The sequence below is a fragment of the Streptomyces sp. NBC_00631 genome (genome assembly GCF_045206895.1).
Classification (GTDB): domain Bacteria; phylum Actinomycetota; class Actinomycetes; order Streptomycetales; family Streptomycetaceae; genus Streptomyces.
The window spans coordinates 8,505,949-8,518,333 of record NZ_CP107734.1; the positions used below are offsets into that span (position 1 = coordinate 8,505,949).

Sequence of the window (12,385 nt, forward strand, 5' to 3'; positions counted from 1 at the left end):
GACCTTTCCTGCTTCTTCGCACCCGTGAGTGCGCGCAGCCGGGGCCGCCCTGTGAAGGGTTTCCCTTGAATCTCTCTTCTCTTTCGGCTTCTTCTGCTTCGTCGCATCCTCTGGTCCCCTATGGGTGGGACGAGGGCTGGGAGGCCGAGTTCGCTCCGTATGCCGAGCAGGGTCTCCTGCCCGGCCGTGTCGTGCGGGTCGACCGCGGCCAGTGCGATGTCGTCACCCCCGTCGGTGCTGTCCGTGCCGACACAGAGTTCGTCGTCCCCCGCGACCCGATGAAGGTCGTGTGCACGGGGGACTGGGTCGCTGTCGATCCCGAGGGCAGCGACCCGCTGTACGTGCGGACGCTCCTGCCCCGCCGCACCGCCTTCGTACGGTCCACGTCGTCGAAGCGTTCCGAGGGCCAGGTGCTGGCCACTAACATCGATCACGTCGTCATCTGTGTGTCGCTCGCGGTCGAATTCGACCTTGGGCGGATCGAGCGGTTTCTGGCGCTGGCCATGTCCTGTTCGAGTGGTGAGGCCCTGCTGCGCAAGTCGGCACTCTCCTGGGAGTCCGGGGCGCAGCCGGTCGTGGTCCTCACCAAGGCCGACCTGGTCCCGGACCCGGCGACCCTCGCGCACCTCGTCCAGGACGTCGAGACGACGGCCCCGGGCGTGCCGGTCCTGACGGTCAGCGCGCACGCGGGCGACGGCCTGGACATGCTGGTCGCCCTCGTCGGCTCGGGCACGTCGGTGCTGCTGGGTCAGTCCGGCGCCGGCAAGTCCACCCTCGCCAACGCGCTCCTCGGGGAGGACGTGATGGACGTCCGGGCCGCCCGGGACGTCGACGGCAAGGGCCGGCACACCACCACCACCCGCAACCTCCTCGCGCTCCCGGGCGGCGGCGTGCTGATCGACACGCCCGGACTTCGGGGCGTGGGGCTGTTCGACGCCGAGACCGGCGTCGGGCAGGTGTTCGCCGAGATCGAGGAACTGGCGGAGCGCTGCCGGTTCTCCGACTGCGGGCACGACAGCGAGCCGGGGTGCGCGGTGTGCCTCGCCGTGGAGACCGGGGAGCTGCCCGTGCGCCGGCTGGAGAGCTACCGCAAGCTGATGCGGGAGAACCAGTGGATCGTCGCGAAGACCGATGCCCGGCTCAGGGCCGAGATCAAGAAGGACTGGAAGAGGAAGGGCGCCGAGGGAAAGGCGGCGATGGAAGCGAAGCGGGGGCGGTGGCGGTAGCCGTCTGACCGCGGGTGGAGGCGGCGGGGCCTGGGGTGAGGGCTGGGGACGTCACGTCCGATTCCCGCCAGCCCCGCCCCCGGCCGTCACCCACACTTGAAGGGTGATGGACGAAGACACCAGGTACGAGGCGGTCCGCAGCCGGGACGGCCGGTTCGACGGCGCGTTCTTCTTCGCCGTCGAGACCACCGGCATCTACTGCCGCCCCAGCTGCCCCGCCGTCACCCCGAAGCGCCGCAACGTCCGCTTCTTCCCCACCGCGGCCGCCGCCCAGGGCTCCGGTTTCCGGGCCTGCCGGCGGTGCCGCCCGGACGCGGTCCCCGGCTCCGCCGAGTGGAACGTCCGCGCCGACGTCGTCGGCCGGGCGGTACGGCTGATCGGCGACGGCGTCGTGGACCGGGAGGGCGTCGCCGGGCTCGCCGACCGGCTCGGCTACAGCGCGCGCCAGGTGCAACGGCAGCTCACCGCCGAGCTCGGCGCCGGCCCCGTCGCGCTCGCCCGGGCCCAGCGGGCGCACACCGCGCGCACGCTGCTCCAGACCACCGAGCTGCCGATCACCGAGATCGCGTTCGCGAGCGGCTTCGCCAGTGTGCGGCAGTTCAACGACACCGTCCGCGCCGTGTACGCCACCACCCCGAGCGGGCTGCGCGAGGCCGCGCCCGGCGGCCGGGGCGCACGGCGCGGATCCCCTGCCGCCGGGATCCCGCTGCGGCTCGCGCACCGTGGCCCGTACCAGGCCGGCCCCGTCTTCGACCTGCTGGAGCGGGAATCCGTGCCCGGGGTGGAGGAGGTCACCGGCACCCCCGGCGGGCGCACCTACCGCCGTACCCTGCGGCTCCCGTACGGCCACGCCGTGGTCGCCGTCGAGGAGCGGACGGGTACGACTCGCGCGACCGGTACGGGTCTCGGCGCCCATCCCGGCGGCTGGCTCGACGCCCGGCTGCGCCTCAGCGACCTGCGCGACCTGACCACCGCCGTACAGCGGCTGCGCCGGCTGTTCGACCTCGACGCCGATCCGTACGCCGTCGACGAGCGGCTCGCCGCCGACCCGCGGCTCGCCGCGCTGGTCGCGGCCCGGCCGGGGCTGCGCTCGCCCGGCGCCGCGGACCCCGCCGAGGCCGCCGTGCGGGCTCTCGTCGGCACCGCGGGCGCCGAGCGGCTGGTGCGGCGGTACGGTACGGCGCTGGACGCCCCGTCCGGCGGCCTCACCCACCTCTTCCCCGAGCCCGCGGTGCTCGCCGGAGCGGAACGCGACGGCAGCCTGGGCGAGCTCGCCGCGGCGCTCGCCGACGGGAGAGTACGGCTGGATCCGGGCGCCGACCGGGACGAGGCGGAGGCGGCGCTGCGGGCGCTGCCGGGGATGGACCCGGCGGTCGTCGCCACCGTGCGCGTCCGAGCCCTCGCCGACCCCGACGTGGCCCTGCCCGGGCTGCCCGGGCCGGACGTACCGGACGAGTGGCGGCCCTGGCGGTCGTACGCCGTCCGGCATCTGCTGGTGGAAGGAGAGACGAGGGACTGATGGATGTCACCTACTGGACGCGGATCGCTTCGCCCGTGGGGGAGTTGCTCCTCACCGCGGATGACGACGGGGCGCTGACCTCGCTGTCCGTCCCCGGACAGAAGGGCGGCCGGAGCGTCGAGGCGGGATGGCTGCCCGATCCCGGCCCGTTCCGGGCGGTCGAGGACCAGCTCGCCGCGTACTTCGCCGGTGAACTCAAGGAGTTCCGGCTGGAGTTGGCCGCACACGGCACCGAGTTCAGGGAGCGGGTGTGGGATGCGCTCGACGACGTTCCCTACGGGGCGACGACGACGTACGGGGAGATCGCCGCGCGGATCGGGGCGTCCCGGATGGCGGTTCGGGCGGTCGGCGGGGCGATCGGGGCCAACCCGCTGCTGATCGTGCGGCCTTGTCACCGGGTGATCGGGGCGGACGGGACGATGACCGGGTACGCGGGGGGACTTGAGCGGAAGGTACGGCTACTGACGCTGGAGGGAGCGGTGGGGTAGGGCCGGGGGTGGGGACCCTTACCGGCGCTGACCGGGTGCCTCCCCCAGAGGGGGGACCCCCAGCGCCCACCCGTGCCGCCCTGGGGCACATCCCGGGCCCTCAAGGCACTGGGGGAGGCACGACTGTCCGCGGCTGAGCTGAAAAGAAGCGGCGGCTGCAGCGCCCCGTAAGGGGCGCGGGGCCGTATCGATGTGCGGCTCCGCCGCGCGGGCGCGACCAGCCCCCACGCACCCGCCGCCACCCACGCACCCGCCGCCACCCAACCACCGTCCCCACCCAACCACCGTCCCCACCCCACCCGACCCCACCGCTTCTCCCATCCGCAGCCGAGCCAAGAAGCATCGCCCCTGCCCCTCCGGTCGCCTCCGCGCTCCGCCACCCGGGTGGTCTCGTGGTCGGGTTGCTGTTCGGGTCGACGCCCGTGTGTCACCTTCCCCTCCAGTGGGCCTTCGGAAGGGCAGGTGTGGATGGGCAAGGTCGGGCGGGTGCTCGCGACGGCGTTGTTGCTGGTGATGGGGGTGACCGGGCGAGCCGGTGCCGATGCGGGGCCCCCGCTGTGGGCCGGGAGTTGGGAGGCCGCGCCCTCCGGTACCGACCCGGCCGTGCCCGGCGCCGCGTTCCGCAACGTCGTTCACCTGAGCATCGGAGGCAGCGCGGTGCGCGTGCGGGTCAGCAACCGGCTCGGCAGCGCCCCGCTCCGGCTCGGAGCCGTCACCGTCGCCCTGCGGCAGGGCGCCGGCCCGGCCGCCGTGCCCGGCTCGATGCGCGCCGCCACCTTCGCCGGCGCCGGCACCGCCGTCGTGCCCGTCGGGCAGGACCTGGTCAGTGACCCGGTGCCGCTCGCCGTCCCGGCCGCCGCCGATCTGCTGGTCACCGTCGAGACCCCCGGCGCCCTGGGGCCCGCCACCTTCCACCGGGTCGCGCTCCAGACCAGCTACCTCGCCGAGGACGGCGCCGGGCGGGCCGCCGACGAGGACGCAGGCGCCTACACCCGGACCACCGGCCACTGGTACTACGTCACCGGCGTCGACGTGCAGACCGTGGCCCGCGGCAGTGTGGTCGCCTTCGGCGACTCCCTCACCGACGGCAACGGCTCCAGCATGGACGCCAACCACCGCTGGCCCGACCGCCTCGCGGACCGGCTGCGGCCCCTGCGGGTCGGCGTCCTCAACGCCGGTATCTCCGGCAACCGGCTCATGCTCGACAGCACCGGCGGACCGGCGGCCCTCAGGCGCCTGGACGCCGACGGGCTCGACCGGAGCGGCGTGCGGACCCTGGTCGTCCTCGAAGGCATCAACGACATCAAGGGCACCCCGGAGGCCACGGACCCCGCCGACTTCGTGCGGGCCTACCGGACCATCGTGGCCCGCGCCCACGCGCGAGGGATCCGGGTGATCGGCGCGACTCTCACGCCGTACGCCGGGTACAGCGGGTACACCGACGCCCGGGAGGCCGTACGGCAGGCCGTGAACGCCCTGATCCGCACCCAGCACGTGTTCGACGCGTACGTCGACTTCGACGCCGTCGTGCGCGATCCGCAGCGGCCCGGCCGTATCCTGCCCGCCTACGACCCCGGTGACCACCTGCACTTCAACGACGCCGGCACGCGCGCCCTGGCCGACGCCGTCCCGCTCGCCGACCTCCTCTGAGGACTCGGCGCAGGTCAGTTCCGGGTCACCCAGCCCCGCTCGTACGCGTGCCGGCCCAGCTGCGGCCGGGTGGCGGCCCCGGCCGGCTCCATCAGCCGCTCGACCCGGCGCCGCAGCTCCGCCGCCGGCTCCGCCCCCGGCGCCTTCGCACGGGAAACCGTCCCGCCATTCACAGCTGACCGCCAGGAAGACCCGTCACAATCTGGCCTTCCGGCCGACGCGGTGGCGTCCCGCCGTGCGAACGGTGACCCGCCCCCAGGACGCGCACGCGGAGGGGATCTGGGGCCGGGTCACGCCGGTGTCGCCGGGTGGTTCTCCCGTGGGGGGTGGGACCACCCGGCGACTCACACGTGTCAGTCCCCGGCGCTCCGGGCTCCCTCGGCACTCCGGTCGGCCCCTGCCGGCCGCGCCTCGTCCGTGTCGTCAATGCCGTCGGTCCCGCGCGTGTCATCGATCCCCTTTCCTCGTACGGGTGTTCAGGATGTCCCTCGACGCGCCGTTCGAGAGGAGGTCGGGTGCGGGATTTTCCGGATGCCCCGTTTTCATCGGGCCCGCGCGGTGGACAATTAGGGGCATGAGCCAGCCAGGGGGTAGGCCCGCCCGTCATGAGGACGACTGGTGGGGGGAGTTGTACGACGACTCCACCGAGGACACCGGACCCACCGCCGCACCCGATTCCCTGGACGACCGCTTCGACTCCGCGAAGAAGACGGTGGCAGGACGGCGGGGCGGCACCGCGCAACCGGGTGACGAGCAGGCGCCGCCGACCGTACCGGCCCAGCGGACGCCCACCGCCCCCGCGCCGAAGGCGTGGCCGTGGGACGAGGAGGACCAGGAACTGCTGGAGGCGGACGACGACGCCCCGGCGGCCGCTCCCCACCCCGCGACCCGGCCCGACCTGACCGCCCTGTCCCCGCGTGCCGTCCCGGAGGTCCCGGAGGTCCCGGAAGTCCCGGAGGTCCCGGAGGCCCCACAAACTCCACACGCCCCCGAAGTCCCGCGAGCCTTCGAAGTCCCGCAAGTCCCGGAAGCCCCCTCGGCCTCCTCCGTGGACTACGTCGGATCCGGCCCGCCCACCTACGACGCCGAGCCCACCGCCCTGCCCGCCGCCGACCCCGACGAACTCGACGACCTGGTCCCCGACACCGTCCTGGACGGAGCCCGGTACGGCTCCTGCACCCTGCGGGCCGTCTCGCAGCGCGGGGACTCCGCCCGGTACCGGGGCGAACCGCGCCGCGACGCCCTGCTCACCGCCCGGTTCGGGTCCGGCGAGCAGGCCCTGGTGCTGGTCGCGATGGCCACCGGCGCGCGGGCCACCCCCGATGCGCACCGGGCCGCCGCCGAGGTGTGCGAGTGGATCGCCCGGGCCGTCGGCCGCAGCCACCAGCGGCTCACCGAGGACATCCAGGCCGCCCGGCGCGGCGACCTGAAGTCCGGGCTGCACCGGCTCACCGACCGCAGCCTCGGCAAGCTCCGCGCCAGCGCCGCCGAACAGGGCATCGCCCCCGAGGAGTACGCGGCCAGCCTGCGCTGCCTCCTCATCCCCGCCCATCCCCAGTGCCGTACCCGCGTCTTCTTCGGGGTCGGCGAGGGCGGGCTGTTCCGGCTCCGGGGCGGCGAGTGGCAGGACATCGAACCGCGCGTCGACACCGACGCCGCCGGCGAGCCCGTGCTCGGTTTCGGCTCGCTGCCCGCCGAGACGCCGGAGGGCGACCGGCTCACCATGGACCTCGGCATCCCGACCCCGCCGAGCCCCTACGAACCGGCCCCCGAGCCACCCCGCGACCCGTTCCTGTTCCGGGCCTCGGTAGCCCGCCCGGGTGATGCGCTGGTGATGTGCACGGGCGGGCTCGCCGACCCGCTGCGCGGCGAGCCCGCCCTCTGCGCCTACCTGGCCCGACGCTGGTCCGGCCGGACCCCGCCGGGCCTCGCCGCGTTCCTCGCGGACGCCCAGGTACGGGTCAAGGGGTACGCGGACGACCGTACGGCGGCCGCCGTCTGGGAGGCGTGAGCGCGGCCTGTGTGGATACATGGAAGGGCATCGCGGGGGGAAAGCCGGAGATCCGCGCAGCCGAAGGGTGCCCGACCGCCATGGCCAAGCAGAACGTCGCCGAGCAGTTCGTCGACATCCTCGTCCGCGCCGGTGTGCGCCGCCTCTACGGCGTCGTCGGCGACAGCCTCAACCCGGTCGTGGACGCCGTCCGCCGCAACTCCGCCATCGACTGGATCCACGTCCGCCACGAGGAGACCGCCGCCTTCGCGGCCGGCGCCGAGGCCCAGATCACCGGCACGCTGGCGGCCTGTGCCGGTTCCTGCGGCCCGGGCAACCTGCACCTCATCAACGGCCTGTACGACGCCCACCGCTCGATGGCCCCGGTGCTCGCCCTCGCCTCCCACATCCCCTCCAGCGAGATCGGCCTCGGCTACTTCCAGGAGACCCACCCCGACCGGCTCTTCCAGGAGTGCAGCCACTACAGCGAGTTGATCTCCAGCCCGCAGCAGATGCCCCGGCTGCTCCAGACCGCCATCCAGCACGCGGTCGGCCGCAGCGGGGTGAGCGTGGTGAGCCTGCCCGGTGACATCGCCGACCAGCCCGCCCCCGAGCAGTCCGCCTCGGCCGCCATCGTCACCTCCCGGCCCACGGTCCGCCCCGGGGACGAGGAACTCGACAGACTGGTCGCGATGATCGACGCGGCGGACAAGGTGACCCTGTTCTGCGGCAGCGGCACGGCGGGCGCCCACGCGGAGGTCATGGAGCTGGCGGAGAAGATCAAGTCCCCGGTCGGGCACGCACTGCGCGGCAAGGAGTGGATCCAGTACGACAACCCGTACGACGTCGGCATGAGCGGGCTGCTCGGCTACGGCGCCGCCTACGAGGCCACCCACGAGTGCGACCTGCTGATCCTGCTCGGCACCGACTTCCCGTACAACGCCTTCCTCCCCGACGACGTGCAGATCGTCCAGGTCGACGTCCGCCCCGAGGTGCTGGGCCGCCGCTCCCGCCTGGACCTCGCGGTGTGGGGCGATGTGCGCGAGACCCTGCGCTGTCTCGTTCCGCGCGTGCGGGCCAAGGAGAACCGGCGGTTCCTCGACCGCATGCTCAAGAAGCACGCGGACGCGCTGGAAGGGGTGGTGAAGGCGTACACGAGGAAGGTCGAGAAGCACGTCCCGATCCACCCGGAGTACGTGGCCTCGGTCCTCGACGAACTCGCCGACGACGACGCTGTGTTCACCGTCGACACCGGCATGTGCAACGTATGGGCGGCCCGGTACGTCTCGCCCAACGGCCGCCGCCGTGTGATCGGTTCGTTCTCGCACGGCTCGATGGCCAACGCGCTGCCGATGGCGATCGGCGCCCAGTTCACCGACCGGCGGCGGCAGGTCGTGTCGATGTCGGGGGACGGCGGATTCGCCATGCTGATGGGCGACTTCCTGACCCTCGTCCAGTACGACCTGCCGGTGAAGGTGGTCCTGTTCAACAACTCGGCGTTGAGCATGGTCGAGTTGGAGATGCTGGTCGGGGGGCTGCCCGCGTACGGCACCGCCAACACCAACCCCGACTTCGCCGCCGTCGCCCAGGCCTGCGGCGCCTACGGGGTGCGGGTGGAGAAGCCGCGGCAGCTGGCCGGCGCGCTGAAGGACGCCTTCAGGCACAAGGGCCCGGCCCTGGTCGACGTGGTCACCGACCCCAACGCGCTGTCCATCCCGCCGAAGATCAAGGCGGAGATGGTCACCGGGTTCGCGCTCTCCGCGTCCAAGATGGTCCTCGACGGCGGCGTGGGCCGGATGCTCCAGATGGCCCGCTCCAACCTGCGCAACGTGCCCCGGCCGTGACTCGGTCCGTGACTCAGTCGGTGGGCACCCACTTGCGTACGCCGTCGACGAAGCCGTACCAGTAGTGCGGCAGGCCCTTGATGGAGCTGGTGCGGAACGGCCGGCCGTGGTCGTCGATCCGGACCGTGCCGCTGCGGCCCTGTGACGACCAGTCGAGTTCGAGGTACCAGCGGCAGTCGCAGCCCACGGTGCTCGCCTTGACGCGCAGCACCTCGGGGTCCGTGGCGGAGACCCGGTAGGGCAGGTGCATGGTCGAGACGGTCTTCCCGTCGGGACCCTCACCGGCCACCGGGCGGGCGATGGGGCGGTCCTTGTCCAGGTTCACGTCGAAGTACCGCGGGGTGAGCCCGCCGCCGCAGCCGTCGGCCATCGAGTACGCGATGCCGGGCGCGGGAGCCGTACGGCCGACGACGCGCACCCGCAGGTCCTCCAGGACGACGGCGGTGGACGAGCGGCCCTGCACGGAGACGTCCACGATCGTGTTGCCGCCGTGCACCGCGCCCTGGGTGGCCGCCCAGGTGCCGGCGTCCTGCGGGGCGGGCGGCGGCGGGACCTGGGCCGGCTGCTTGTCGATGACGTAGTCGTGGTCGCAGCCCAGCTCCCACAGCTGGGAGTTCGCGGTCCAGGTGAGGGGGACGGCGGTGGTGCCCTGGGCGGTGGGGGTGGCCGCGCCGGAGCGGGACGGGGAGGGCCGCGCACCGCGCGACGAGGGGGACGGCGACGGATCCGCGGAGGCGGGGGCCGTGGCCGGACCGGTGGCCGCGGCGGCCTCGTGGTGCCTGCTGTCACCGGCCGCGGTCGTGGGGGCGGCGGAGCCGGGGTGCAGGGTGGCGGCGCTGTCGGCGGGCGGCCGGTCGCCCGGGAGCGCGGCCAGCGTGCCCAAAGTCGACAGCAGGACGGTGGCCACGGCCGCCGCGACCAGCGTGCGACGCCGCCGGTACCAACGGCGCGAGCCCGCGGGCACCACCGGTAACACCGCCGCGGACGCCTCCTCGACGTCCTCACCGACCACCGACTCCGCCCCGGCCTCCGCGCCGCCCTGCGCCGCGGGCTCGTTGTGGGGCCCCGCCGCGCGTGCGGGTACGGCCTGCGGCCCGGGCTCCGCCGCGTGCTCCGGTCGTGCTTCCGGTGTGGGTGCCGTGGGTGGCTGTTCGTTGTCCGTTCCGCGCGGTCGCTGTCTGGCAGCCACCGCTCCCAGCCAGCGCTCGTGGAGTTCGAGCCGTTCCTGCGGTGTCGCTCCGCAGAACGCCGCCAACCGCTCCACCGGGGCGAAGTCCAGCGGCACCGCCTCGCCCGCGCAGTAGCGATGCAGGGTGGAGGTGTTCATGTTCAGCCGACGGGCCAGGGAGCCGTAGCTCCGGTCCGTACGGTCCTTCAACTGCCGCAGCAGCGCCGCGAACTCCTCGACATCGTCGCGCACGGGCACCCTCCCCCGGTCGTCGCCATCCCAGGCACTCATATACCTGCACGTCAACAGGGCTGGGATGGTTCCAGGGCGGGGAAACGGGCGGTCACCGTTGCGGTCCACGCCGGTGACGGCCGATGCTCCTGGTGTCGCACCGAGCAGGGCCGGACCGACCAGCCGGCCGCATCGGCGGCAGCCCACACCCATGCACCGACCCACGGGGGAACACCCATGCCCAAGCGCACCCGAGCAGGCGCGCTCACCGCACTCGCCGGCGCCGCACTCGCCGTCGGTACCGCGCTCGCCGCTCCCGCGGCGGCCGCACCCAAGGCGCCCGGCTTCCTCACGGCGGCCGACCTGCCGCCGCGGGCCGGCTCGTCCTGGACGGCCGGCAAAGTCACCGCCGGCCTACCGGACGAGGTCCGGCAGGACATCTGCGTGGGCGTCGCCCTCGGCGGCGGCCAGGACTCCTGGTACCGGGAGTTCCGGACCGACCTCGACACGAGTGCCCGTCAGATCAGCGCCGAGCTGCCCAGCGTCCGCGTGGCGAAGGGCCGGTTCGCGAAGCTCGACGAGGACATCGTGTCCTGCGCGGACCGGATCGAGATGGACGACCCGCAGACCCAGGCCGCGTTCCAGGACCACGGCACCCTCCCGGTCGGGGACGGCGCCCATGTCTACGCCTTGCACACCGTGACCGCGTGGGGCGCCAGTGACATCCGGCTGCTCTCCCTCGGCCGGGAGGGACGCACCGTCACGGTCGTGGACTGGGGGCAGCTCGGCGACTTCGCGGACGCGCCCGTGAAGGCCTTCAAGAAGACCACCACCACGGCCGTGCACAAGCTCCACTGACGCACGGTCACCGGGACCGGGGCCGCCCTCTCCCTCGGGGGAGGGGAGGGCGGCCCCAGACGCAATAGGCAAGACACGAAGACACGAAGACACAGAAAAACGGGGAACAGACATGAGCAGCAAGACCCGCGCCGTCCTCACCGCCGGCGTCCTCGCCGTGGCCCTCGGGCTCGGCGCCACCGCCCAGGCCTCGGCCGGCGCACCGCGCGCCGTCAGTGGCAGCCCGGCCGACAACATCAGCCGGATCGCCGACTTCTACGGCGCCTACATCGACGCGGAGAGCGACCCGGACGGCAGCGGCAACCTGCCCACCGCGCTGCGTGCCTACTACATCGCCCCGACCTACCTGAAGAAGCTGAAGGCCTGGGAGAACCGCGAGCACGCGGACGGGGTGCTGCGCGCCCAGAACACCCCGCTCAAGTGGAAGGTCACGGACCACGGCACCGGAAAGTACACGGAGGCCGTCGTCACGCTCACCTGGAGCCGCAACACCACCACACAGCTGGTCGTCGACATGACCCGGGACACCCACAAGATCGTCAACATCGGCACCAAGGGACTCGGGAGCAAGTAGCCGGAAGGACAGGTTTCGGCCAGGTTCGCCGGTGCCGTGGACCGGGGGAATCAGCTCGGGGGGTTGCCCGAGGGGCTGGTTCACGCCGGGTCCACGGCACCCTTGGCGCGTACGGGACGGTCCGGGCGGCGGCGTACCCGCGGGGGCGGATCCGGGACTTGGCCGAACACCCGGTCGTCATCGACGTGACATGACTGGCCCGTGCCCGAGCGGGCATGGATCCCCGTGAACGTGTTCGATCAGGAGGGGATCCGGCAACAGCGTGCGGGCGGGGGCCATGAACAGTCAGGCACGAGGGGGCGGTCCCGTGGCCATCGGGGCCTCCTCGGCGCAGGCGGCGGGGGAAGAGACCGACACGACGGAACGGGGCCACCCGGCGCAGCTCAGGCGCCGGTTGGGGCGGTCGGATCTGCGGGCGGTGCCCGAGGCGCGCAGGGAACTGCGGGAACTGCTGCGGCACTGGGGGCGGCCCGGCCGCTCCGAGATCGCGGAACTGCTCACCAGCGAACTCGTCACCAACGCCCTTGTCCACACGGACCGCGAGGCGGTGCTGACAGCGGTCGTGGAGCCGAGCCAACTGCGCGTGGAGGTGCGGGACTTCGTGGGCCGCAGGCCGCGTGTGTGCGCCCCGGACACCGGCGACGGCACGCACGGCCGGGGCCTGGTACTGGTCGACGCCTTCGCCGACGCGTGGGGCGTCCAGGCGCACGAGGTCGGGAAGTCGGTGTGGTTCGAACTGGACGCCGAGGCCGCCTAGCGGGGCCAGGGCCGCATCCGCGACGGGACGGGGGCGTGACCTGCCAGGTCACGCCCCCGTCCCGAGATGCCGTACGGCAG

11 protein-coding genes are annotated in these 12,385 nt (G+C 73.4%); 9 read left to right on the top strand and 2 right to left on the bottom strand.

The features are described from left to right. Positions 1–65 precede the first annotated feature (65 nt). The 4 genes from rsgA to OHB00_RS38890 all read left to right on the top strand — a co-directional run bounded on the left by rsgA (position 66) and on the right by OHB00_RS38890 (position 4,883). Positions 66–1,226, top strand: coding sequence for a ribosome small subunit-dependent GTPase A (gene rsgA / locus OHB00_RS38875; protein ID WP_406442070.1), 1,161 nt, complete (start codon positions 66–68; stop codon positions 1,224–1,226). 106 nt (positions 1,227–1,332) lie between these two features. Continuing rightward, on the top strand, positions 1,333–2,745 hold the full coding sequence (locus OHB00_RS38880; RefSeq protein WP_406446165.1) for a DNA-3-methyladenine glycosylase 2 family protein: 1,413 nt from the start codon (positions 1,333–1,335) through the stop codon (positions 2,743–2,745). Next, on the top strand, positions 2,745–3,233 hold the full coding sequence (locus OHB00_RS38885; RefSeq protein ID WP_406442072.1) for a methylated-DNA--[protein]-cysteine S-methyltransferase: 489 nt from the start codon (positions 2,745–2,747) through the stop codon (positions 3,231–3,233). The genes OHB00_RS38880 and OHB00_RS38885 overlap by 1 nt, the downstream gene beginning before the upstream one ends. A 468-nt stretch (positions 3,234–3,701) precedes the next feature. Then, the gene (locus OHB00_RS38890; RefSeq protein WP_406442074.1) at positions 3,702–4,883 is read left to right on the top strand and encodes an SGNH/GDSL hydrolase family protein; all 1,182 of its coding nucleotides are present in this window, start codon (positions 3,702–3,704) and stop codon (positions 4,881–4,883) included. Between the two features lie 14 nt (positions 4,884–4,897). On the opposite strand, the gene OHB00_RS38895 is transcribed toward OHB00_RS38890, so the two are convergent. Then, positions 4,898–5,056 carry a hypothetical protein gene (locus tag OHB00_RS38895; protein ID WP_406442076.1) on the bottom strand — a complete coding sequence of 53 codons (159 nt, stop codon included), beginning with the start codon at positions 5,054–5,056 and terminating at the stop codon, positions 4,898–4,900. 401 nt (positions 5,057–5,457) lie between these two features. Between OHB00_RS38895 and OHB00_RS38900 the strand changes: the two genes are divergently transcribed. After that, positions 5,458–6,894: a protein phosphatase 2C domain-containing protein gene (locus OHB00_RS38900; protein WP_406442078.1), complete on the top strand. Its 1,437-nt coding sequence runs from the start codon at positions 5,458–5,460 to the stop codon at positions 6,892–6,894. Between the two features lie 80 nt (positions 6,895–6,974). Further along, entirely contained in the window at positions 6,975–8,717 is a 1,743-nt protein-coding gene (locus OHB00_RS38905) for a pyruvate dehydrogenase (protein ID WP_406442080.1), read from the top strand. Positions 8,718–8,730: 13 nt separating this feature from the next. On the opposite strand, the gene OHB00_RS38910 is transcribed toward OHB00_RS38905, so the two are convergent. Further along, positions 8,731–10,176, bottom strand: coding sequence for a helix-turn-helix domain-containing protein (locus OHB00_RS38910; protein WP_406442081.1), 1,446 nt, complete (start codon positions 10,174–10,176; stop codon positions 8,731–8,733). 177 nt (positions 10,177–10,353) lie between these two features. Here OHB00_RS38910 and OHB00_RS38915 point away from each other — a divergent pair, with 177 nt between their 5' ends. The 3 genes from OHB00_RS38915 (at position 10,354) to OHB00_RS38925 (ending at position 12,305) form a co-directional block, all read left to right on the top strand. Then, positions 10,354–10,974, top strand: coding sequence for a hypothetical protein (locus OHB00_RS38915; protein ID WP_406442082.1), 621 nt, complete (start codon positions 10,354–10,356; stop codon positions 10,972–10,974). Between the two features lie 112 nt (positions 10,975–11,086). Continuing rightward, entirely contained in the window at positions 11,087–11,548 is a 462-nt protein-coding gene (locus OHB00_RS38920) for a hypothetical protein (RefSeq protein ID WP_406442084.1), read from the top strand. 307 nt (positions 11,549–11,855) lie between these two features. Further along, positions 11,856–12,305 (top strand): ATP-binding protein, encoded by a 450-nt coding sequence (locus OHB00_RS38925; protein ID WP_406442085.1) that lies wholly within the window; start codon positions 11,856–11,858, stop codon positions 12,303–12,305. The last annotated feature ends 80 nt before the right edge of the window (positions 12,306–12,385 follow it).